Origin of the sequence: Streptomyces sp. NPDC059455, assembly GCF_042750115.1 — a bacterium.
In the GTDB taxonomy this organism is placed as follows: domain Bacteria; phylum Actinomycetota; class Actinomycetes; order Streptomycetales; family Streptomycetaceae; genus Streptomyces; species Streptomyces endocoffeicus.
The window spans coordinates 1-21,032 of the sequence record NZ_JBHYVB010000091.1; the positions used below are offsets into that span (position 1 = coordinate 1).

General features: G+C 72.5%; 22 protein-coding genes. 7 read left to right on the top strand and 15 right to left on the bottom strand.

All coding sequences use genetic code 11. From position 1 onward, the window contains the following. The first annotated feature begins 278 nt into the window (after positions 1-278). The 4 genes from ACFXB5_RS28670 to ACFXB5_RS28685 all read left to right on the top strand — a co-directional run bounded on the left by ACFXB5_RS28670 (position 279) and on the right by ACFXB5_RS28685 (position 3,177). Positions 279-959, top strand: a complete 681-nt coding sequence (locus ACFXB5_RS28670) for a hypothetical protein (RefSeq protein WP_385212850.1) — start codon at positions 279-281, stop codon at positions 957-959. A gap of 117 nt (positions 960-1,076) precedes the next feature. Beyond that, positions 1,077-1,328, top strand: a complete 252-nt coding sequence (locus tag ACFXB5_RS28675) for a hypothetical protein (protein WP_044572350.1) — start codon at positions 1,077-1,079, stop codon at positions 1,326-1,328. A gap of 11 nt (positions 1,329-1,339) precedes the next feature. Continuing rightward, on the top strand, positions 1,340-2,500 hold the full coding sequence (locus ACFXB5_RS28680; protein WP_385212852.1) for an SPFH domain-containing protein: 1,161 nt from the start codon (positions 1,340-1,342) through the stop codon (positions 2,498-2,500). Positions 2,501-2,745: 245 nt separating this feature from the next. After that, the gene (locus ACFXB5_RS28685; RefSeq protein WP_201854125.1) at positions 2,746-3,177 is read left to right on the top strand and encodes an NUDIX hydrolase; all 432 of its coding nucleotides are present in this window, start codon (positions 2,746-2,748) and stop codon (positions 3,175-3,177) included. A 40-nt stretch (positions 3,178-3,217) separates the two neighbouring features. Here ACFXB5_RS28685 and ACFXB5_RS28690 read toward each other — a convergent pair whose 3' ends face one another. Next, positions 3,218-4,108: a LysR family transcriptional regulator gene (locus ACFXB5_RS28690; RefSeq protein WP_385212854.1), complete on the bottom strand. Its 891-nt coding sequence runs from the start codon at positions 4,106-4,108 to the stop codon at positions 3,218-3,220. Between the two features lie 108 nt (positions 4,109-4,216). On the opposite strand from ACFXB5_RS28690, the gene ACFXB5_RS28695 reads away from it, so the two are divergent. Then, positions 4,217-5,218, top strand: coding sequence for a PhzF family phenazine biosynthesis isomerase (locus ACFXB5_RS28695; RefSeq protein WP_385212856.1), 1,002 nt, complete (start codon positions 4,217-4,219; stop codon positions 5,216-5,218). Between the two features lie 32 nt (positions 5,219-5,250). Beyond that, positions 5,251-6,264, top strand: coding sequence for an NAD(P)-dependent alcohol dehydrogenase (locus ACFXB5_RS28700; RefSeq protein ID WP_385212858.1), 1,014 nt, complete (start codon positions 5,251-5,253; stop codon positions 6,262-6,264). A gap of 21 nt (positions 6,265-6,285) precedes the next feature. On the opposite strand, the gene ACFXB5_RS28705 is transcribed toward ACFXB5_RS28700, so the two are convergent. After that, positions 6,286-6,837: a MarR family winged helix-turn-helix transcriptional regulator gene (locus ACFXB5_RS28705; RefSeq protein ID WP_385212859.1), complete on the bottom strand. Its 552-nt coding sequence runs from the start codon at positions 6,835-6,837 to the stop codon at positions 6,286-6,288. 207 nt (positions 6,838-7,044) lie between these two features. Between ACFXB5_RS28705 and ACFXB5_RS28710 the strand changes: the two genes are divergently transcribed. Continuing rightward, on the top strand, positions 7,045-8,115 hold the full coding sequence (locus ACFXB5_RS28710; RefSeq protein WP_385212861.1) for an alkene reductase: 1,071 nt from the start codon (positions 7,045-7,047) through the stop codon (positions 8,113-8,115). A 30-nt stretch (positions 8,116-8,145) separates the two neighbouring features. Here ACFXB5_RS28710 and ACFXB5_RS28715 read toward each other — a convergent pair whose 3' ends face one another. The 13 genes from ACFXB5_RS28715 to ACFXB5_RS28775 form a co-directional block, all read right to left on the bottom strand. Continuing rightward, positions 8,146-8,916 (bottom strand): hypothetical protein, encoded by a 771-nt coding sequence (locus ACFXB5_RS28715; RefSeq protein WP_385212863.1) that lies wholly within the window; start codon positions 8,914-8,916, stop codon positions 8,146-8,148. Between the two features lie 16 nt (positions 8,917-8,932). Next, on the bottom strand, positions 8,933-9,181 hold the full coding sequence (locus ACFXB5_RS28720) for a hypothetical protein (protein WP_385212865.1): 249 nt from the start codon (positions 9,179-9,181) through the stop codon (positions 8,933-8,935). 102 nt (positions 9,182-9,283) lie between these two features. Further along, entirely contained in the window at positions 9,284-10,387 is a 1,104-nt protein-coding gene (locus ACFXB5_RS28725; protein ID WP_385212867.1) for an ABC transporter ATP-binding protein, read from the bottom strand. Then, positions 10,384-11,211 (bottom strand): ABC transporter permease, encoded by an 828-nt coding sequence (locus ACFXB5_RS28730; RefSeq protein WP_385212920.1) that lies wholly within the window; start codon positions 11,209-11,211, stop codon positions 10,384-10,386. Before ACFXB5_RS28730 ends, ACFXB5_RS28725 begins: the two co-directional genes overlap by 4 nt. Before the next feature lie 143 nt (positions 11,212-11,354). Continuing rightward, on the bottom strand, positions 11,355-12,221 hold the full coding sequence (modA, locus tag ACFXB5_RS28735; protein WP_385212869.1) for a molybdate ABC transporter substrate-binding protein: 867 nt from the start codon (positions 12,219-12,221) through the stop codon (positions 11,355-11,357). A gap of 62 nt (positions 12,222-12,283) precedes the next feature. After that, the gene (locus ACFXB5_RS28740; RefSeq protein ID WP_385212871.1) at positions 12,284-12,673 is read right to left on the bottom strand and encodes a molybdopterin-binding protein; all 390 of its coding nucleotides are present in this window, start codon (positions 12,671-12,673) and stop codon (positions 12,284-12,286) included. 120 nt (positions 12,674-12,793) lie between these two features. Further along, a complete protein-coding gene (locus tag ACFXB5_RS28745) occupies positions 12,794-14,245 on the bottom strand; it encodes an NAD(P)/FAD-dependent oxidoreductase (RefSeq protein ID WP_385212873.1) in 1,452 nt (483 codons plus the stop codon). Next, positions 14,235-14,546 carry a (2Fe-2S)-binding protein gene (locus ACFXB5_RS28750; protein WP_385212875.1) on the bottom strand — a complete coding sequence of 104 codons (312 nt, stop codon included), beginning with the start codon at positions 14,544-14,546 and terminating at the stop codon, positions 14,235-14,237. The genes ACFXB5_RS28745 and ACFXB5_RS28750 overlap by 11 nt, the downstream gene beginning before the upstream one ends. Continuing rightward, positions 14,527-15,765, bottom strand: coding sequence for an NAD(P)/FAD-dependent oxidoreductase (locus ACFXB5_RS28755; RefSeq protein ID WP_385212877.1), 1,239 nt, complete (start codon positions 15,763-15,765; stop codon positions 14,527-14,529). Before ACFXB5_RS28755 ends, ACFXB5_RS28750 begins: the two co-directional genes overlap by 20 nt. A gap of 50 nt (positions 15,766-15,815) precedes the next feature. Further along, positions 15,816-16,502, bottom strand: a complete 687-nt coding sequence (locus ACFXB5_RS28760) for a GntR family transcriptional regulator (protein ID WP_385212879.1) — start codon at positions 16,500-16,502, stop codon at positions 15,816-15,818. 27 nt (positions 16,503-16,529) lie between these two features. Beyond that, positions 16,530-17,531 (bottom strand): proline racemase family protein, encoded by a 1,002-nt coding sequence (locus tag ACFXB5_RS28765; protein ID WP_385212881.1) that lies wholly within the window; start codon positions 17,529-17,531, stop codon positions 16,530-16,532. Between the two features lie 61 nt (positions 17,532-17,592). Next, entirely contained in the window at positions 17,593-18,504 is a 912-nt protein-coding gene (locus ACFXB5_RS28770) for a dihydrodipicolinate synthase family protein (protein WP_385212883.1), read from the bottom strand. A 145-nt stretch (positions 18,505-18,649) separates the two neighbouring features. Continuing rightward, positions 18,650-20,704 carry a TerD family protein gene (locus ACFXB5_RS28775; RefSeq protein WP_385212922.1) on the bottom strand — a complete coding sequence of 685 codons (2,055 nt, stop codon included), beginning with the start codon at positions 20,702-20,704 and terminating at the stop codon, positions 18,650-18,652. Between the last annotated feature and the right edge of the window lie 328 nt (positions 20,705-21,032).

The following is a 21,032-nucleotide window of genomic DNA, read 5'->3' on the forward strand; positions in this document are numbered from 1 at the left end:
CCCCCGGGGGGCCTGGGGCGGAGCCCCTGCCACGCGGCGGAGCCGCATATCGATGCTGCGGGAAGGGGCGGGGAGGGGAAAGATCCGCCGGACACCCCCTAGTAGGTCAAGTGTCCCCACACCCATAGTAAAGGTACAGTAAAGGGGCGTGCCTCCCGGGTCACCGCTGCGGCCCGCGCCGAAATCGGCTCCGCGTAACCTGCGGCTTTCCTGTGTCTGCTTGATTGGCCCCCGGGTTGCCTGTCGTCGGCACAGGTTTATCGGCAATACTTCCGGCCGTGGAGCAGAGCACTGGACCGATCATCCCGCCCATGCACACCGCCGGGACGGATCCGGGGTATATCCCCGGCCTGACGTCCCCGCGCCCTGCCGATAAGGAGGAGGACGCCCCGGACAAGGCAGCGGCGGAGCAGCCGCCGGAGGAAGTCACCGCCGAGGACGAGCCGGAGCTCGACGAGGAAGAGGGCGTCGAGGCCGAGGCGGAGTCCGACGGCGAAGCCGACGCGTCGAAGGACGTCGTCGCGTCCGATGGGGAAGCGGACGACGACGAGAAGGAGGACGCGGACGAGGACGAGGACACGGACGGCGGGGCCGTTTTCGAGGTATCCGACCGGCGCGGTGCGATACGAGCCGGGCGCCGAGGGGTCGTATTCGAACTCGACGGCGAGAAGGCCGAGTTCGGGTGGGACGAGATCGGCGCGGTGGAGGTCGACACCCCGCGGTTCGGCAAGCGCTTCGGGATCACCGTCTATACGACCAACCGGCGCTGGTACACCGCCGATGTCGAGGCACCGGCCCGCAAGCTCCTCAAGGAATGGACGGCGGAGCTGGACGCGGTACTCGACGCGTATTTCGAGGACTCGAAGGACGCCGGGGCCGAGGCCGAGACTGAGGCCGAGAGCAAGGCCGACGAAGCCGACGGCTCCAAGGACACCGACGCCAAGGACGCCACCTCGTAGCGGCCGCCCCCGCGGGTGGCGGTTCACCCGATCCCCGCTGCGCACAACCGTATCCGGCGCCGGGAAAACGGTCTAACGTCGGATTTCAGCAGCGGAACTACGGGGGGCGGCTGCCGCATGACACCGGATGATCCTGTGATCGGTCGCACCGGGGTGCTGCTTCTCGGCACCCGTGGTGCCAGTGGTCCCGGCGAGGTCCTGGTGCGCGTCAGAGGCGGCTCGGAGACGTTCCTCGCCTGGTCCTCCGACCCGCTGCCGCAAGGCGCGTCCGTCCTCGTGATCGACTTCCGCGGCTCCCGCCAGGTCGACGTCATCGAGTGGACCGATCCATTGAACGCGTCGTCCGGCGGGGCCGGCGGCGCCGGTTGAGGAGACGAAGGATGTTCGGTTACCGCGTGCCCGCACCCGACCAGGCGATGCTGATCTCGGGTGGCAGGCGTGGACATGGGGGTGCGCCGTTTCGCGTGGTGACCGGGCACGGCAAGTTCGTGCTCCCGGTCTTCCGCAAGGTCCGCTTCCTGACGCTGGCGATGTGTGAGGCCGAGGTCGCGGAGAAGTGCGTCAGCCGGCAGGGCATCACGCTGACGGTGCGCGCGGTGATCGCGTTCAAGGTGGGCAATGACACCGAGTCCATCGTCAACGCGGGGCAGCGGTTCCTCTCCGACCAGGAGCAGATGGCGGTGCTGACAGGGCGGATCTTCGCGGGTCATCTGCGGTCCATCATCGGCTCGATGACGGTCGAGGAGCTCATCACCGAGCGGCAGAAGCTGGCCACCGAGGTGCTGGACACCTCCAAGGCGGAGATGGCGAAGATCGGTCTGATCGTGGACTCGTTGCAGATCCAGTCGATCGACGACGGCGACACCGGCTATATCGACGCGATGTCCGCCCCGCACAAGGCCGCCATCCAGCGGCAGGCCCAGATCGCCCAGGCGCAGGCCAGCCAGGCGTCGGCCGAGGCGGAGCAGGAGGCGGCGCGCAACCAGGCCGAGTACGCGCGGCAGACGGCGGTGGTGCAGGCCCAGTACAACGCCGAGGTGGACCGCGCCCAGGCGCAGGCCGCCCAGGCCGGACCGCTGGCGGAGGCGCACGCACAGCAGGAGGTGCTGTCCGCACGCACGGAGTTGGCCCAGCGGGCGGCCGATCTGCGGCAACAGCAGCTGGTGGCCGAGATCGTGAAACCGGCGGAGGCGGAGGCCGAGCGGATCCGGGTGGTGGCGCTGGCCGAGGCGGAGCGGATGAAGATCCAGGCGGAGGCGGCGGCCTCACACGGTCGGGTCGCGCTCGACCGCATGCTGATCGACCAACTGCCGCAGATCGTCAAGGAGGCCGCCTCCGGGCTCTCCGGGGCGAACGTCAACGTCCTCAACGGGGCGGACGGGCTGGGCGAGATCGCGGCGGGCCTGGTCGGCCAGGGGCTGACCATCCTGGACGCGGTACGGCGCAACATGGGCGCCCCGGGCGCCGAGGGCGAGGCCAAGCGGCAGGGCGAGCCGAAGCGGCGGGGTGGGGCGGACGACGGCGCGGTCGAGGTTCGTTAGGGGGTGTCCGGCGGGTCGTGACGCCTGCGCGGGCTGCTTTCCCCTCCCCGCCCCTTCCCTCGACTGGGGCTCCGCCCCAAACCCCGGACGCCCTTCGGGCGTGTCCTCAATCTCCCCCAGCTACCGCTGGGAGGTGCCCCCTGGACGGGCCGCATGCCACGTGCCGGACACCCCGTAGGTGCCCCGGCCCTGTCCGGGCGTTGCTACCGTGAGAAACCCCAGCCAGCCGAGAGGGCCGAGGAAACGTGACCACTGACCGCCCGCACCGCGTCAGCGTCGCCGGAGTCATCGTGGACGAGCGCGGCCGGGCGCTGCTGATCAAGCGGCGCGACGGCAGCACCTGGGAGCCGCCGGGCGGTGCGCTCGACCCCGACGCCACCATCCCGGACGCCCTGCAGCGCGAGATCCTCGAGGAGACGGGCGTCAAGATCGCGCTCCCGGCCGCGCTCACCGGGGTCTACAAGGACATGACCGACCTCACCGTCTCCCTCGTCTTCCGCTGCGAGGCCCTCGACGGCACCCCCGCCACCGGCCCCCGCACCCGCGCCTGGCGCTGGGCCACCCGCGCCGAGGTCCCCGATCTGGCCGACGAGGCGTACGCCGTGCGCGTCCTGGACGCCCTGGACACCGCCACCCCACCGGCGATCCGCGCCCACGACGGCGTCACGCTGGTCTGACGTACGGCCCGCCTCGTCCGGCGGTCGTCTGACGCACGGCTCACGCCGCCAGCAGCCGCGTCAGCTCGTCCGCCACCGCCCGCGCCGCCGGGCTGGTCCAGCGGCGGCGGTGGCGGGTGAGCTGGACGGGCACCGGGGGGATGGCCGGGCCGTGGACCTCGGCGAGGTAGCCCTCGGCGAGCTGGCGTTCCACCGTGGCGCGGGGGAGCAGCGTCAGGCCGAGGCCCGCGGCGACGCAGGCGCGGGCGGCCTCGATGCTGCCGAAGCGGGTGAGGCGCGGCGCCGGGCCGGGGAGGGTGAGGAGGGTGCGGACGAGGTGGTCGCTGTAGGAGCAGCCCTGTTCGTGGACGAAGAAGCTCTGCCCGGCCAGTTCGTCCCAGCCCGCCTCACGTCCGGCCAGCGGGTCGCCGGGGGCGGCGACGTAGACAAGGGGTTCGCGGGCGATGGGGCGGGCCACCAGGTCGGCGTCGGCCACGTCCTGTTCGAGGAGGAGGACGAGGTCGAGCCGTCCCGTACGCAGCCCCTCGACGGCCGCCGCGCTGCCCGCGGGGTGGAGGTGGACGTCGATACCGGGGTGGCTGCGGCGCAGCGAGGCGATCACGCGGGGGAGGTGCGAGGCGCACAGCGACTCGCCCGCGCCGAGGGCCACCGGGCCCTCCACCGCGCCGTCGCCGTTTCCGGCCGCCGCCACCGTGCGCAGCCGGGCCTCGGCGTCCAGGACCTCCTCGGCCTCCGTCAGCAATCGGCGTCCGGCGCTGGTCGGCAGGGCGCCTGAGGGCAGCCGGTCGAAGAGGCGGGTGCCCAGTTCCCGTTCCAGGGTGCGTATCTGGACGGTGACGGTGGACTGGGCGAGATGGAGCTCGGTGGCGGTCGCGGTGAAGCTGCCGGTTCTCGCCAGGGCCGCGAACGTCTTCAGGAGTCGTGTGTCCACGAGGGTCAGGATAGATGGCCTCCGACCTGCTCTCATTGGGTTTCTCGATTGACTCCAGCGAAAGGAATCGTTGGACGCGATACCGGGGGCGGTGGAACCGTGGACGGCATGACCGCACCCACCGAACCCACCGCGTCCGCCACCACGTCCGCCAGCACGTCCGCCACATCCACCAGGCGCACCGCGCCCACGACGTCCACCGCGTCCACCGCCTCCACCCCGGGTGTCGACGTTCTGCGCTACTCCGCCTTCACCACCCGGCCCGACGGCGGCAATCCCGCCGGTGTGGTCCGCGACGCCGCGGCCGTCGCGGACGACGACGCGGCCATGACCGCCATCGCCGCGCGGATCGGCTACTCGGAGACCGCGTTCATCACCGAACGGGACGAGACCGCGCGCCGCTACCGGCTGCGGTACTTCAGCCCGCTCGCCGAGGTCGCGTTCTGCGGACACGCCACGATCGCCACGGCCGTGGCCCTCGCCGAGCGTGACGGCCCGGGTGAGCTGGTCTTCGACACGGCCTCGGGCGAGATCCGCGTCGAGACCACGGCCGACGGCGACGGCCCGCCCCGCGCCACGCTCACCAGCGTTCCCACGCGCTCGCGCCCCGCCGACCCGGGCACGGAGCTCGAGCCGACGCTGGCGGCGCTGGGTTGGTCCGCGGACGACCTGGACCCGGCCCTGCCCCCGCATGTCGCCTTCGCGGGCAACGACCACCTCGTCCTCGCCGCCGCCACCCGCGAGCGGCTGGCGGACCTCGACTACGACTTCGACGCGCTCGATGCGGTGATGCGGCGGCGCGGCTGGACGACGGTGCATCTGGTGTGGCGCGAGACGGCGGAGGGCGAGGGCTCCACGGACAGGTTCGTCTTCCACGCCCGCGATCCGTTCCCCGTCGGCGGGGTGGTCGAGGACCCGGCCACCGGCGCCGCGGCCGCCGCCTTCGGCGGCTATCTGCGGGTACTCGGCCTGGTCGGCGGCCAGACCCGGGTCCGTATCCGCCAGGGCGAGGACATGGGCCGCCCCAGCGACCTCCTGCTCGACGTCACGCCCGACGACCCCCGGGCGCGGGTCAGCGGCCAGGCCGTCCCGATCCCGCGGACCGCGTGAGAAGAGGAACGCGTGAGAAGAGGAACGGTGTGATGAAGACGCGCTACTACCACCTGCCGCGCCTCACCGGCGTGGACGCCCTCCGGCTGGACGAGCGCGAGGTGCCCGCCCCCGGGCCGCGTGAGGTGCTGGTCCGGATGCGGGCCTGGTCGCTCAACTACCGGGACTTGATGATCGCGTCGGACACGTACGGACGTGCCCTGAAGCCCGATGTCGTACCGCTGTCCGACGGCGCGGGCGAGGTCGTGGACGCCGGTTCCGAGGTCACCCGGTGGCGGGAGGGCGACCGCGTCGCCGGGATCTTCATGCCCGGCTGGCTCTCCGGGCCGCCCGCCGCGCGGAAGACGGCGGGCGCGCTGGGCGGCCCGGCGGACGGGGTGCTCGCGGAGTACGTCCTCTTCGACCAGGAGGCCCTGGTCGCCGCCCCCGCGCATCTGGACTTCGCCGAGACCGCGACGCTGCCGTGCGCCGCGGTGACCGCATGGCACGCGGTGGCGGTCACCGGTGGGCTCACCCCCGGCCAGACGGTGCTGACCCTGGGCAGCGGCGGAGTGTCGCTGTTCGCCCTGCAGTTCGCCGCACTCGGCGGGGCGAGGGTGCTCGCCACCTCCAGCGACGACACCAAGCTGGAGCGACTGCGCTCGCTCGGCGCCACCGACGGCGTCAACTACGCCCGCACCCCCGACTGGGGCCGCGTGGTGGCCGAGGCGACCGGCGGCGGGGTCGACCACGTCGTGGAGGTGGGCGGCGCGGGCACCCTGCCGCAGTCGCTGGAGGCCGTACGCGTCGGCGGGCGGATCAGCCTCATCGGCGTACTGTCCCGGGACGGCGGGGCCGACCCGGCCGCCGTACTGCTCAAGGGCGTCACGCTGCAGGGGATGTTCGTGGGCAGCCGGGAGATGTTCGAGCGGATGAACCGCGCGATCGAGCACCACCGGCTGCGCCCCGTCGTCGACCGCGCCTTTCCGTTCGCCGAGGCGCCCGCCGCGTACCGGTACTTCGCGGGGCGGGGGCACTTCGGGAAGGTGGTCATCACGGACGATTGACGGCGCTCCCAAAAGCTGGTGTCAACGCCTCGTCTCCGCCGCCCCCGCGGAGTCGGTCACGGCCTGGGCGAGGTTGCCCTCCAGGCGCTCCAGGGTGCGCAGGGCCGCGGCGCTCTCGTCGTCGGAGAGGCCCGCCGTCGACATGTCCTCAAGCCGGCTCCAGATCCGCTCGACCTCGTGGCGCAGGGCTTGGCTGGCCACCGTGGGTTCGACGATCGTCGCGCGCTTGTCGGTGGGCGAGGGGCTGCGGCGGACGAAACCCGCCTGCTCCAGGCGCCGGACGGTGCGGGTCATGGTGGCGGCGTCGGAGTCCAGCAGCCGCACCAGGTCGGTCTGCCGCTGCGGGCCGAGCTCCCACAGATGCATCATGACCAGCTCCTGGCCCGGATGCAGGCCGATACGGCGCAGCAGCTGTCCGGCGAGCATGCGGTGCAGACGGGCCAAGCGGAAGATCGCGTGACTGACCGGCCCGCCGCCGGCCGCGGTGGGCACCGGGACGGTGGCCACCTGCCCCTTCACCGCGGGCCCCGTCACCGCAGGCCCCTTCCCGGCCTCCGGCGTGGAGTGCGTCATCTCATCCTCACTTTCCTGTTTGGGCAGGGTAAGCCTACCTTCCGAGCGGCGCTCCTGCCCGTCCCTTCAGGCATTGATCGTCATATGCCCAGGCAGAAGCATGTAACCCACATCACACTCACCTCCAGGAATGGCTCCGCTCCATTTACTTGTTCGGCTAGGTGATTTACTTGTTCAGGCAGGCATCACCCATCCCAAGGAGGAGCCATGACCACCCCCTTCGATCCGATCGTCCTGGGCGGCAAGCACCTGGCCAACCGCGTCGCGATGGCGCCGATGACCCGCAGCCGCGCCTTCGGGCCCGGCGCGGAGCCGACGGAGCTGATGGCGACGTACTACGCGCAACGGGCCGGCGCCGGGCTGATCGTCACCGAAGGCATCCAGCCCTCGCCGGTCGGCCAGGGCTACCCCGACACCCCCGGACTGCACACCCCCGGGCAGGTGCGGGCGTGGCGAACGGTGACCGACGCCGTGCACCGGGAAGGCGGCGTGATCTTCGCGCAGCTGATGCACACCGGGCGGGTCGGACACCCGAGCCTGCTGCCCGACGGACTGGTGCCGGTGGGGCCTTCGGCGGTGGCCGCCGAGGGCCAGGTCTTCACCCATGAGGGGCCGAAGGACTTCGTGACGCCGAGGGAGCTGAGCGAGGCGGACATCCGGCAGACGATCGCCGACTTCGCCGAGGCGGCCCGCAACGCGGTCGAGGCCGGATTCGACGGAGTGGAGATCCACGGCGCGAACGGCTATCTGATCCACCAGTTCCTCGCGCCCAACTCCAATCTGCGTACGGATGGCTGGGGCGGCGACACCGAGGGCCGGGTCCGCTTGGCCATCGAGGTCGCCACCGCCGTGGCCGGGGCGATCGGCAGCCACCGGGTCGGTCTGCGGATCTCGCCCGGGAACCCGTACAACGACATCGCCGAGGACGCCCCGGACGAGGTCTACCTCGCCCTGCTGGACCGGCTCGCCGGTCTGGACCTGGCCTATCTCCACCTGCTGGAGGGGCCGAACCGGGATCTGACCCCGCGGCTGCGGAAGTCATGGCCGGGCGCGTTCATCATCAACCCGTTCACGCACCCCGACGCCACCGGGCCCGAGGCGCTGAAGCTGATCGAGGACGGAACCGCGGACATGGTCGCGTACGGGGCGCTGTTCCTGGCCAACCCCGACCTGCCGCGGCGACTGGCCGCCGGTGGCCCGTTCAACACCCCCGACACGGCCACGTTCTACGGCGGCGACCACCGGGGCTACACCGACTACCCGGCCCTCACCGCCTGATCGACGCCCGCGACCGGCAAAGAGAGCCCGCTACGGGAGCCCGTGCAGCTTGGCGATCAGACGCCGCAGCAGGGCCATCCGGTCACTGCCGCGCGGCCGGCAGTCCTCCAGACGCCGGACGACCCCCGACGGCACGTCCTCGACCCCGACGGCGTCCACGACCTTGTCGAGCGCGTGGATGCCCCAGTACTGGCTGAAGGCGAGCGGCTCCTTCACGACGGCGTCCGTGAGGGCGGCCAGCGCGTCCGCGTCCGGCACCGCGTACAGCCGCGCGTACGCGGCCAGGCGCAGACCGCCGTCCGGCGAGGTGAGCCAGCCGCCCAGGTCGGGCTCGGCGATCCGCTGGGTGGCGCGCACCAGCCGGGCGAAGATGCCGTTCATACGCTGCGTACGGGCGGATCCGCTGGACATCGACGTACGGACCTCGAGGTATTCGGCAGCCAGCCGGCGCACATCCGTGAGCGCCGTCGTGCCGTCGGCCTCGGGTCCGTCGTCGCCGCTCCCCACGAGGGCGGCGTCGGCGATCCGCTCGGCGGCCTCGATGCGCCGCTCGACCGCCTCCTTGAACTCCAGGCGCACCCCGCCCGGCAGTTCGATGCTGTTGAGCAGATCGCGCAACCAGGGCACGACGGCGACCACCAGGAGCGCCACGGTGACGTTGTCTATCTTCAGATCCGGCGCCAGCACATGGGTGACGGCCACCGCGATGGCCACACAGCTCACCACGGACGCGACGATGAACCGCCGCCTCCCGGCCCGCCCCGAATACCCCTCGCCCTCTCCGGGCTCCCCCTGCCTCATGCCACCAGTATTGAGGCTAATGACCGTCGACGAGGGTCGTGCCGACCACCTGGTCCATGGCCCAGCGCTGTTGGCGCACGTCCTCGTCCACCTCGACATGGTTCATCGCGTCGAGGCGGACGGCGTCACCTCCGGCGGACACCGTCCACGCCGCGTCCACCACCAGCTGCTGCAGGTCGAAGAACTCCGTGGCCGCCGACTCGAGGTCGGGGCCACCGGTGAGATAGGAGGACAGGCACGAAGCCTGCAACGCGGCACAGCTCATGCCCTGCCCGTACACCGGGTTGAACGACGAGGGTCAAGCGACCCACATCATGCTCGGGACGGTCGAGTGGACTTGAGGGCGCGTAGGTGTGCCGGGATCGGCTTACGCCGGGTATGCGTGGGTTTGCGTTGCCTTGAGGGTGGCCCAGACCGTGCGGCCCGGGTGGAGGGAGAGTTCGGCTACCGCCGCCGTCGTGAGGTCGGCCAGGAGGGGGAGTTCGCCGGTGAGGTCGACGCGGATCTGGTCGCCGTGGGACTCCATGCCGGCCACCTCCAGCCGCCACAGGTTGCGCGCGCTGGAGTCGGGGCGGTCGCGGTGGAGGGTGACCGCGGCGGGTGGGAAGGCGACGAAGACCGAGCCGGTGAGGTCTTCGGTGGTGGTGATGGTGGTGGTGCCGCCGTCGAGCGTCACGGTGTGGCCGTCGGCGCGGCCCTGGTAGAGGTTGAGGCCGACGAGGCTGGCGATGTAGTCGGTGCGGGGGCGGCGGGAGATGTCCGCCGGGGCGCCCTCCTGGACGATACGGCCGTCCTCCACGACCACGAGCCGGTCGGCGAGCACCATCGCGTCCAGCGGGTCATGGGTGACCAGGACGGCCACCGCCTCGAAGTCGGCCAGATGGCGGCGGAGTCCGGAGCGCACATCGAGGCGGGTGCGGGCGTCCAGCGCGGCGAGCGGCTCGTCCAGGAGCAGCAGCCGGGGGCGGGTGGCCAGGGCGCGGGCGAGGGCGACCCGCTGGGCCTGCCCGCCGGACAGGGCGCGGGGTTTGGCGCCCGCGCGGTCGGTCAGGCCCATCCGGTCCAGCCAGTCGGCCGCCTGCGCGCGGGCCTCCGCCTTCGGCACCCCGTGGCAGCGCGGGCCGAAGGCCACGTTGTCGAGCGCGGTGAGGTGCGGGAAGAGCAGATAGTCCTGGAAGACGACGCCGACCGGGCGGTGTTCGGGCGGCGTCCGCAGCCGATGCGACGGCTCCTCCAGGGTCCGGCCGTCCAGCCGCAGCGCGCCCTCGGTGAGCTGGGTGAGCCCGGCCAGGGCGCGCAGCGCGGTCGTCTTGCCCGCGCCGTTCGGCCCGAGCAGGGCGACCACCTCGCCGGGTGCGGCGGTCAGCCGCAGGTCGAGCCGGAAGCTGCCCCGGTCGACGACGAGCCGGGCGTCGAGGCCGTCGGTGTGCGGCGCGGCCTTCTCGGTGGGGGAGGTGTCCGTGTCGGTCATGAGGCGGCCATCCAGCGGTCGCGCAGCCCGGCCAGGACCGCGATGGAGACGGCGAGGAGGACGAGGCTGAGCGCGATCGCGGCGGCCGGGTCGCTCTGGAGCGCGAGATAGACCGACAGCGGCATCGTCTGCGTACGGCCGGGGAAGTTGCCCGCGAAGGTGATCGTGGCGCCGAACTCGCCCAGCGCCCGCGCCCAGGCCAGCACCGCGCCCGCGGCCACGCCGGGCGCGACCATCGGCAGGGTGACCCGCCGGAACGCGGTGAAGCGCGAGGCGCCGAGAGTGGTGGCGGCCTCCTCGTAGCGCGGATCGGCCGCCCGCAGCGTGCCCTCGACACTGATCACGAGGAACGGCATCGCGACGAACGCCTCCGCGACCACCACCCCCGCCGTGGTGAACGGCAGGGTCACGCCGAACGCCGAGTCCAGCCAGCGGCCCACGATCCCGTTACGGCCCAGCGCGAGCAGCAGCGCCACGCCGCCGACCACCGGCGGCAGCACCAGCGGCAGGGTCACCAGGGCGCGCAGCAGCCGACGGCCGGGGAAGCGGGCGCGGGCCAGCAGCCAGGCCAGGGGGACGCCCAGGACCAGCGCCACGGCGGTGGCGGCGGTCGCGGTGATCAGCGAGAGGCGCAGCGCCTGCCACACCGCGACGCTGGTCAGCTGGTCGGGCAGGCTCCGCCAGGGCGCGCGGATCAGCAGCGCGACCAGCGGAAGCACCAGGAAGACCAGGCCGGCGAGGGCGGGCAGCAGCAGCGGCAGCGGGACGCTGCCCGCGCGGAGGCGGGAGGTGCCGAGGCGTCGTCGCCGTGTGCCGCTGCCCAGAACCTCCGTGGGGCCGGTTGGCCCCGCTGGTTCGGTCCCGGCCCCCGGCCTGGCTCCGGCCTTCGGCTCCGCCCCCGCCTTCGGCTCCGCCCCGGCATTCCGCTCCGCCCCGGCGCTCCGCTCCGCCCCGGCATTCCGCTCCGTCACGGCTTGAGGAAACCGGCCTGGCTGAGCACCTTCTGGCCCTGTGCGGACTTCACCAGGTCGATGAAGGCCGTGGCCGCCTCCGCGTTCTGGGTGTTCTTCAGCAGGGCGATCGGATAGTCGTTGATGGCCTGCTTCGACTCGGGGAACTCCACGCCCGCGACCTTGCCGCCCGCCGCCTTCACATCGGTCTTGTAGACGACGGAGGCGTCCACCTCCTTCAGCTGCACCTTGGTCAGCGCGCCCTTGACGTCCTGCTCGTACGAGACCGGGGTGAGCTTGAGCTTGGCCGCGGTCAGCGCCTTCTGGGCCGCCGAGCCGCACGGCACCTCCTCGGCGCACAGCGCGACCTTCAGCCCGGAGCGGGTGAGGTCCTTGAGCGTCTTGATCTTCTTCGGGTTGCCCGGGAGGGTCGCGATCTCGAGCTGGTTGCGGACGAAGGTGGCCGGGGTGCCTTTGGCGTCCTTGGCGTCGGTGACGGTCTTCATGGTCTTCGGGCTCGCGGCGGCGAAGACATTGGCGGGCGCGCCGGAGGTGATACTGGCCGCGAGGGCGTCGCTGCCGCCGAAGTTGAAGGAGACCTTGGTGCCGGGGTGCTCCTTCTCGAAGGTCTTGCCCAGTGCGGTGAAGCTCTCCTTCAGCGAGGCCGCCGCGAACACGGTCACCGTGCCGGACAGTTTCTCGGAGGAGGAACCGGAGCTGGACTTCTTGGAGGAGTCACCGGAGTCACCGGAGTCGTCGGAGTCACCGGAGGAGCAGGCGGTGAGCGCCATGGCGGCGAGCGCGAAGCCGCCGACCACACGGAGCGTCCAACGGGATCGGGGTCCGGAACCTGAACCTGAACCTGATGCGGAACGGGTCGTCATGGGGTCTGTCTCTCCCTCTCTGCGACTGCTGCCTGTGCTCGCGTCGCCCGCGGCGCGCGTGTTCACGGCGTTTCCACGACCACGTTGGTCGACTTGATCACGGCGACGGCCGGAACGCCCGGCTCCAGCCTCAGCTCCTCCGCCGACTCCCGACTGATCATGGACACCACGCGGAACGGGCCCGCCTGGATCTCCACCTGCGCGGACACATCGCCGAGGATCACCTCGGTGACGATCCCCGAGAAGCGATTGCGGGCCGAGGAGCCGGGGTGGTCGCGGTCCGTGCCGCTGGCGACCTCGCGGGCGAACGCGGCGAGCGCCGGGCCCGGGATGATCCGGCGCCCCTGCTCGTCCCGTTCGGCGGTCAGCCGTCCGCTGTCGACCCAGCGCCGCAGGGTGTCGACGCTGACCCCCATCAGGGCCGCGGCCTCACCGATCCGGTACGTATGCATCCGTCGATGGTAGCGCCGCATCTGCGAGCCGGTACATGGCGATCAGGTGGTATCCGTCCAATGATTCGGGCACGGAGGCTGGCATCTGCGCAAGCTGCCAGAGGCGAGGGCTCGCGGAGGCTAGGGCTCCTCGTCCGCGTCGTCCGCCGACTCGTCCATCCCCGCCGGCTCGTCCACCTCCGCCAGTTCCCCCAGCGTCACCGGCGCCGCGAACGGCCGTGCCGAGAGCGGCCGCAGATCCTCCGCCGTGGCCGGGCGGCCGGTCAGCGACGCGGTGACGGCGGCGACCGCGAACCCGCAGATCCGCCCCTGGCACCAGCCCATCCCGGGGCGGGCCAGGAGCTTCATGGTGCGGGGGTCCTCGGCGCCGAGGTCGGTACGGGCGCGGCACAGCTCGCCGTAGGTGACCTCCTCGCAGCGGCAGACCACCGTGCGTTCGGTCAGCCGGCCGGTCCACCCGTCGGGCACGGGGTACGTGCGGTGCAGCGCGGCGGCGAAGGCCCGGCCGTGGCGGATCGCGGTGCGCAGCCGCCGTACGGTGCGCGGATCCACCGGCAGCCCGTGGGCCGCCGCCAGCGACAGGGCGGCCAGCCGTCCCTCGGCGACGGCCGACGCGGCGCCGCCCACGCCCGTGGTCTCCCCCGCGGCCAGGACGTCCGGGACGGTGGTGCGCTGTCGGGCGTCGACCACGGCGACGAGGGAGCCGTCGAGGTCGCGGCGGGTGGCGGCGCCGACCATCAGGGGCAGTTCGAGGGCGGGGGTGAACCCCCAGCCCAGCGCCACCAGATCGGCCTCGAGCACCTCGCCGCCGTCGAGCCGCACCCCGCGCACCCGGTCCTCGCCCAGGATCTCGGTCACCGTGGCCCGGGTCCGGTACGGGATGCGGTGGCGGGCCATCAGCGCCGCGTACCGCACCGCCTCGGCGGATTTGGCGGGCGCCCGCACCGCCCCGTCCAGGTGACGCAGCCAGCCGTGCGCCGGGTTGGCCTCGCATACGGCGAGGACCCGGACCCCGGCCTGCGCCAGGCCCGTCGCCACCGGCAGCAGGAACGGGCCCGTGCCCGCGACCACCGCCCGCCGACCCGCCACCGCCCGATGCCCCTTCAGCAGCGCCTGGACGCCTCCGGCCGCCATCACTCCGGGCAGTTCCCAGCCGGGGAGCGGCAGTTGGCGGTCGTACGCACCGCAGCAGAGCACCAGCGAGCGGGCCCGCACCCGGTCCCGCTCGACGGGGGCCGTGTCGTACGGACCGTTCAGGCGCAGGGTGAACGGCCCGGAGTCCGGGCGGGGGCGGTCGATCAGCCAGACCTGGTGGCCGGGGAGGTAGTGGAGACGGCCGAGGCGGCGCTGGTGGCGCAGCCGGGCGCGGAGGCGGGCGAAGAGCCGCCCGTGGTGGTGGGCAGGGGGCGTGGAGTGCTCGTCGTCATGGCGCCAGTACTGGCCGCCGGGCAGGCGCCCGGCGTCGATGAGCACCACCTCCAGGCCCGCCTCGGCGGCCCCGACGGCGGCGGCGAGCCCGGCGGGGCCCGCGCCCACGACGGCTACGTCGTACGTCGGCCGATCAGTCGCCATCGCCGCCATCACCACCGTGATCGCCCTCCGCCGACAGCCGCATTCCGTCCCGCGCCGGGACCAGGCAGGCCCGCTGTCCCGGGTGCCCGTCCACGGTGATCAGGCAGTCGAAGCAGACCCCGATCCCGCAGAACAGCCCGCGCGGTCTGCCCTCGCGCCGCGTGGTCCGCCAGGCCACGATCCCGGCCGCCACCAGCGCCGCGCCCACGCTCTGCCCTGGCAACGCGGTGACCGTCGTGCCGTCGAAGGTCAGCCGGTAGGGCGACGGCCCCGTGCGCTCGTCACTTCCCGCGTGGCTCATCCGCACCACCCTCCTCGAAGCGTTCGGGGGCGAACGGCGTCAGGTCCAGATCCATCGCCTCCCCCGTCAGCGCCTGTGCGATCAGCTTCCCCGTCCCCGCCGCGAGGCCGATCCCCGCGCCCTCGTGGCCGCAGGCGTGCCACAGCCCGGGGGCGCGCGGGTCGGGGCCGATGACCGGCAGATGGTCGGGGCAGTACGGCCGGAAGCCCGCGTACACGCGCATCGCCCGCACCGACGCCAGCATCGGGAACAGCCCGATCGCGCCCCGGGCCAGCGCCCGTACGGCGGCGGGGGACGGCCGCCGGTCGAAGCCGACCCGCTCCCGGGTGGAGCCGATCAGCACCGTGCCGCCGCCCGTGCCCTCCACGACCGGCGACGCCTGGAGCTCCGCGTCCGAACTGGCCACGGCGTCCACGTAGTCGGCCGCGTAGACCTTGTGCCGTACGGTCGCGGGCGGCAGTGGTTCGGTGACGAGGACGAAGCCCCGGCGCGGCAGCACCGGCAGCTCGACGCCCGCGAGGCCCGCCACCGCACCGGCCCAGGTGCCCGCCGCGTTCAGGACGGCGGGGGCGCTGACGGTGCCGTGCGGCGTCCGTACGCCGGTGACCGGGACACCCGCGCCGCCTCCCGAGACGGCCGGGGCACCCGTACGCCCTCCCCCCGAGATGGCCGGGGCACCCGTACGCCGGAGGAACCCCACCACCTCCGTCCGCGTCCGCACCACCGCCCCGCGCCGCCGTGCGAGCCGCAGCAGGTGGGCCGCCGCCAGCATGGGCTGCACCTGGGCGTCCTGCGGATACAGCGCGCCTCCGGCGGCCTCGCGGGTCAGCCGTGGTTCGAGGTCGTGGAGTCCGGCCCCGGACACCTCCTGTACGACGACCCCACGGGCCCGCTGCCGCTCGGCCAGCGTCCGCAGCGCGGCCAGGGCGGCGCGCGTGGAGGCCACCACCAGCCCGCCCTTCTGCTCGAACTCCCACCACTCGCCGTACGGGCCCAGGTCCTCGCCCCACACCTGCCGCGAGTACCGCGCGAGCTCCAGCTCCGGGCCCGGCTCCTTGTCCGAGACCAGGACGTTTCCCTCGCCCGCGCCCGAGGTGCCGCCCGCGATGGCGCCCCGGTCGACCACCACGACCCGCAGCCCGGCCAGGGTGGCGAACCAGGCGGCGGCCGCGCCGACGACACCGGCGCCGATGACGACGAGGTCGGCGGTCCTCGGCAAGTCCTGGGTCCTCGGCAAGTCCTGGTGTGTCGAGTCGTTCCCGCCCGGCGTCACCGGGGGCCACCGGCCCACAGCCCGCGCACATGGCCGATATGGCGATGCGTCATGGCCTCGGCGCCGCGCGCGTCCCCCGCCTCCACGAGGTCGAGGAGAGCGTGGTGCTCGGCCGCCGACTGGCCGAGCCGTCCGCTCTCCAGCAGCGGGATGAGCCCCAGCAGCCGGGTCTGGGAGCGGAGTTCGGAGACCACGTCCACCAGCCGCCGATTCCCGGCGTAGCCGAGCAGGGTGAGGTGGAAAACCCGGTCGGCCTCGATATAGCCGATGAGGTCGCCGCGTTCGGCCGCGTCCACGATGGCCTGGGCCAGCTCCCGCAGCGCGGGCAGGTCCCCGGGCGGGATGCGGGGGACGGCCTCGCGCACGGTGGGCGGCTCGATGAGCAGACGGATGGACGCCAGGTCGTCCAGGTCCCGCTCGGAGACCTCGGTGACCCGGAACCCCTTGTTGGGCACCGAGATCACCAGCCCCTCCTTCACCAGGTCGAGCATCGCCTCGCGGACGGGCGTGGGGGAGACGTCGAAGCGGGCGCCGAGGGCGGGCGCCGAGTAGACGGCGCCGGGGGCGAGTTCACCGGAGATGATGCCCGCGCGCAGGGCGTTTCTGACCCGGTCGCGCAGGCTTTCGCGCTTGCCGAGCGGCTCAATACTGGTGCCGCGGCCACGGGGAGCGGACCCGGTCATGTCCCATCCACCACCGATCTCCCCTCTCTACACCAGGAACCCGGCCGGGAACGGATCCTCGGGGTCGAGATGGAACTGCGCGGTGCCGGTGACCCACGCCCGCCCCGTGATCGAGGGCACGACGGCGGGCAGCCCCGCCACCGTGGTCTCCTCCAGCAGCCGCCCGATGAACCGCGTCCCGATGAACGACTCGTTGACGAACTCCTCGCCGAGACCCAGCTCACCGCGTGCGTACAGCTGGGCCATCCGCGCGGAGGTGCCGGTCCCGCAGGGGGAGCGGTCGAACCAGCCCGGGTGGATGGCCATCGCGTGGCGGGAGTGGCGCGCCGTCGAACCCGGGGCCTGGAGGTAGACATGGCGGCAGCCGGTGATGTCCGGCCGCTCGGGGTGGTGCGGCGGGTCCTGCGCGTTCACCGCATCCATGATCTTCAGCCCGGCGGTCAGCAGCTCCTGCCCGGCCGCCCGGTCGAAGGGCAGCCCGAGGGCGTCCAGCTCCACGATGGCGTAGAAGTTGCCGCCGAAGGCGATGTCGTAGCGCACCTCGCCGAAGCCGGGCACCCGCACCGTACGGTCGGTGGCCGGGCAGAACGCGGCCACGTTCCGGACCGTCACCGAGGTGGCGGACCCGTCGCGCACGGCGACCTCCGCGACCACCAGACCCGCCGGGGTGTCCAGGCGGATGGTGGTGACCGGCTCCCGCACCTCGACCATCCCGGTCTCGACCAGCACGGTGGCCACGCCGATGGTGCCGTGGCCGCACATGGGCAGCACGCCGGACACCTCGATGAAGAGCACGCCGTGATCCGCGTCCGGCCGGGTCGGCGGCTGCAGGATGGCGCCGCTCATCGCGGAGTGACCGCGCGGCTCGTACATCAGCAGGGTGCGCAGATCGTCGCGGTGCTCGATGAACCACTGCCGGCGCTCGGCCATGGTCACGCCCGGGAGCGTCCCCACCCCGCCGGTGACCACCCGGGTGGGCATGCCCTCGGTATGGGACTCCACGGTGTGCAACACCCGTCGCGACCTCACCGCCGCCCCCTGACCCGCGCCCCGGCCCTCACCGGTACCGCGCTCCCCACCGACACGGCCCTCACCGGTACCCCAGCGCGAGCACCGTCTCGGTCTCCCGGACGACGCGGGCCGCCACCTCCCCGGCCAGCCGCGAACGCGGCGGACGGCAGGCTCCGCCGCGCAGCCCGGCGAGGTCCATGGACGCCTTGATGGCCTGGACGAACTCGGTCCTGGAGTCCCAGCGCAGCAGCGGATGCAGCGCGCGGTACAGCGGCAGCGCCTTCTCCAGATCCGCGCCGACGCCCGAGGTGGCGAGCCGGTACAGCTCCACGGAGGCGTCGGGAATCGCGTTCGGATACCCGGCGATCCACCCCACGGCCCCGGCGAGCCCCAGCTCCAGCAGCACATCATCGGCGCCGATCAGCAGATCAAGGCCGGGGGCGCGCTCGGCGATCTCGTACGCCCGCCGCACATCCCCGCTGAACTCCTTGACCGCGACGATCAGCCCCTCCCCGTGCAGCTCGGCCAGGAGCTCCGGGGTGAGGTCGACCTTGGTGTCATGGGGGTTGTTGTACGCCACCACCGGCAGCCCGGCGCGCGCCACTTCGCGGTAGTGGCCGACCACGGCCTCCCGGTCGGCGCGGTAGCTGTTCGGCGGCAGCGCCAGCACCGACCGCGCCCCGGCCTCCCCCGCCTGCTCCGCCCACCGCCGGCTCTCCAGCGCCCCGTACGCCGCCACCCCCGGCATCACCCCGAACCCCTCGGGCGCCGCCTCCACCGCCACCCGCACCACCCGCGCCCGCTCCTCGTCCGTCAGGGTCTGGTACTCCCCCAACGACCCATTGGGGCAGACCCCGTCACAGCCGTGCTCGGCGAGAAACCGCACATGGGCGGCGTAACCCTCGTAGTCGACCGACAGCTCGTCATCGTCATGGAACGGAAGCGCCGTGGCGACATGAACGCCACGCCAGGGCGCGGAGAGATCGGGCATGCGGAACCTCCTGAGGGAGGGGACCAGGCCACTGTCCTTTGTCCTTCGTGTTTTCAACGGTAGCAGTGCAATGTCACACCGCACAGTGGTCCGATCCGCCTTCTTGTCCCCTGTCCCCTATCCCTTGTCCCCCTATCCCCGTCCCCTACGGCCGTCGGGCCGGACGGCTTCCCAGCCGGGCGACGACACCGGAGTGGAAGCGGTCCACGGCGTCGTCGACACTGCGGATGAAGCCGGACTCGGCATTGCCCCGGGCGCTGCCCATGCCCTTGAAGAGGGACAGCCGGAACCCGGTTATCCGGGCGCCGCCCTTGGGGAGCATGTCGGCGGGTTCGGGGCGGAGCCGCTCGAGGGTGCCGCGCGGGCCGCCGCCCTGCCCCTCGACCAGGGTTTCCACATGGAGGTCGGCCGGGGCCTCGGCGAGCTGCCGGACCAGGCGCTTGGCCCAGCTGAGGGGGTAGCCCTGGTCCGGGGCCGGAATCTCGATGGCGGTGCGCAGCTTGCCGGTGCGCAGATCGGCGACGATCGCGAGGATCCCGGAGGTGCCCTCGATGCGCAGCTCGGCGTAGAGACGGCCCTCCTCGCAGAGCCGGTCGGCCATGTCCGCACGACGGGAACTCTGGTCGGTCCCCCGCCTGGCACGCTGAACGGGCAGCACCTTCTGCCCGAGTTCGCCGCCCAGCCGCAGACAGACCTGGCGGATGAGCCGGTCCCAGCTCTCGACCACGTCAATGGCGCGCCGGTCCCCCTGGCACAGGGTCTCGTTGTCGATGCCGTTGCGCACCGGCACCCAGGCCGGGCCCATGTTCTGGAAGCCGTGGCAGCCGGAGTTCTCGTGCTGGAGGTACTGCAGCAGTTCCTGGAGGAGCCAGGCGTGCGCGGTGTTGCCGACGCCTTCGTGGCGGATCAGCATCTGGGCGTGGTGGGCCACCTCGGCCCAGGACAGATGCCACAGCGCGACCTTGTGCTTACGGCGTCCGTCGACCTTGACGTCGACCAGTGGGCTGCCTTCGAGAGCGACATCGTTGGACAGCGTGATCACGGCCTCGTAGCCCCGCCGGGCGGCGATGTCCATGTAGTCCTGGACCTGCTCGGACTTGAGCGGATTGCCGTTGGTCTTCGTCTCCACCAGGGCGGTCCAGAGTTTCCCGGCCCGTTCCACGCGGATCACGCCGTCGGGGCGCTTGGGGGAGTTGCCTCCGTGCGGCAGGGAGACCTCGGTGAAGGTCTCCATACGGCCGGCGGGCGCGCCGAAGGCCGCGGTGAGCCGACGCCCGAACTCGGGCACCTGCGTCATCACCGACAGCAGGACGGACGTGGCGCGCGTTTCCCGTTCCCGGTCGTATCTGAGCGAGGAGACCGGGAAGAGCCGAGCCGCCCGCCACGACTCGTTCTCCGCCAGCGACTTCTTGGCGACCCTGGGAAGCGTGACCTTCTTCTTCGCCGTACGGGGGCGGCGGGCCGGAGCCGGTGCGGGCTCCTCGCCCGTCACCCGGGCCGTGGGCGCCGCCGTCCGCACGGGGATGCCGGGCGCCCCCTCGGCCCCGGGCGCGGGCGCCTGCTCCACCGCCTCCGGCGCCGCGTCCGCCACCTCGTGGGCGGTCGCGTCGTCGGTCGTCTCCTCGTCGGCCGCGTCATCGTCGGCGGTCGCCTCGTCGGCCGCGTCATCGTCGATGTCGATGCCGAAGTCCGTGGCCAGACCGGCCAGTCCGGACTCGTACCCCTGTCCGACGGCCCGGAACTTCCACTCCTCGCCCCGGCGGTAGAGCTCGCCGAAGATGAACGCGCTCTCCACATCGGCGTCCTCGATCGAGAACCCCAGCAGGGTCTCGCCGACCCGGTCCGCGAGGGTCACCCGCAGGTCGCTGAGATCGCCGAACCTGGCGCCGCCGTACCGGCTGGCCGCCACGACGATCCGCTCGACATCCGCGGGGGCCGCCGTCAGATCGAGGCTGATGCGGTCCTCGTTCCCCTCGGCGGTCGGCGTCTTGCCCAGCAGTTGCACACTGCCATCGGCGGCGGCCGGGTTGTTGTAGAAGTAGAAGTCCGCGTCGCCACGGACCTTGCCATCACCGTTCAGCAGCAGCACGGAGACGTCGGCATCCCCGTCTCCGGTCGCCGAGCTCCAGTTCAGGCTCAGGATCACGGATCCCGTGTCCTCGCTCAGAGCGGCCAGGCCGACATTGCCACCCTTGATCATCTCCCGCATGGTTGGCCCCCCAAAAAAAAGACAGCCGCCTCGGACCCCCCGAGCGGCCTCCGCATGGCGTTGCGTGACACGCCGCACATGTCGCGTGAGCGAAGTGAACCTTAGCGCCCGAACCACGCGTTTCGGGAGGTCATGCGTCAATTGATACCGGCCTGCGGCCCCCGGAAGTCACCGAAAACGCACAGGAGTTCACGGCGCGAACTGTGCGGTCTATACCTTTTGCGGGTGTGGTCAATGTGTCGCACGAGACAGTGAACGTGACTACTATTCACGTTGATTCGGCCGGATCCCACGGCTTGCCAGGTGGCACATCATCCAA

Bases quoted from the DNA above. Each gene is read 5' to 3' on its own strand.
- ACFXB5_RS28675 (WP_044572350.1), top strand. From the start codon at position 1,077: ATGACACCGGATGATCCTGTGATCGGTCGCACCGGGGTGCTGCTTCTC.
- ACFXB5_RS28680 (WP_385212852.1), top strand. From the start codon at position 1,340: ATGTTCGGTTACCGCGTGCCCGCACCCGACCAGGCGATGCTGATCTCG.
- ACFXB5_RS28695 (WP_385212856.1), top strand. From the start codon at position 4,217: ATGACCGCACCCACCGAACCCACCGCGTCCGCCACCACGTCCGCCAGC.
- ACFXB5_RS28700 (WP_385212858.1), top strand. From the start codon at position 5,251: ATGAAGACGCGCTACTACCACCTGCCGCGCCTCACCGGCGTGGACGCC.
- ACFXB5_RS28705 (WP_385212859.1), bottom strand. From the start codon at position 6,837: ATGACGCACTCCACGCCGGAGGCCGGGAAGGGGCCTGCGGTGACGGGG.
- ACFXB5_RS28710 (WP_385212861.1), top strand. From the start codon at position 7,045: ATGACCACCCCCTTCGATCCGATCGTCCTGGGCGGCAAGCACCTGGCC.
- ACFXB5_RS28715 (WP_385212863.1), bottom strand. From the start codon at position 8,916: ATGAGGCAGGGGGAGCCCGGAGAGGGCGAGGGGTATTCGGGGCGGGCC.
- ACFXB5_RS28720 (WP_385212865.1), bottom strand. From the start codon at position 9,181: ATGAGCTGTGCCGCGTTGCAGGCTTCGTGCCTGTCCTCCTATCTCACC.
- ACFXB5_RS28725 (WP_385212867.1), bottom strand. From the start codon at position 10,387: ATGACCGACACGGACACCTCCCCCACCGAGAAGGCCGCGCCGCACACC.
- modA (WP_385212869.1), bottom strand. From the start codon at position 12,221: ATGACGACCCGTTCCGCATCAGGTTCAGGTTCAGGTTCCGGACCCCGA.
- ACFXB5_RS28740 (WP_385212871.1), bottom strand. From the start codon at position 12,673: ATGCATACGTACCGGATCGGTGAGGCCGCGGCCCTGATGGGGGTCAGC.
- ACFXB5_RS28745 (WP_385212873.1), bottom strand. From the start codon at position 14,245: ATGGCGACTGATCGGCCGACGTACGACGTAGCCGTCGTGGGCGCGGGC.
- ACFXB5_RS28750 (WP_385212875.1), bottom strand. From the start codon at position 14,546: ATGAGCCACGCGGGAAGTGACGAGCGCACGGGGCCGTCGCCCTACCGG.
- ACFXB5_RS28760 (WP_385212879.1), bottom strand. From the start codon at position 16,502: ATGACCGGGTCCGCTCCCCGTGGCCGCGGCACCAGTATTGAGCCGCTC.
- ACFXB5_RS28770 (WP_385212883.1), bottom strand. From the start codon at position 18,504: ATGCCCGATCTCTCCGCGCCCTGGCGTGGCGTTCATGTCGCCACGGCG.
- ACFXB5_RS28775 (WP_385212922.1), bottom strand. From the start codon at position 20,704: ATGATCAAGGGTGGCAATGTCGGCCTGGCCGCTCTGAGCGAGGACACG.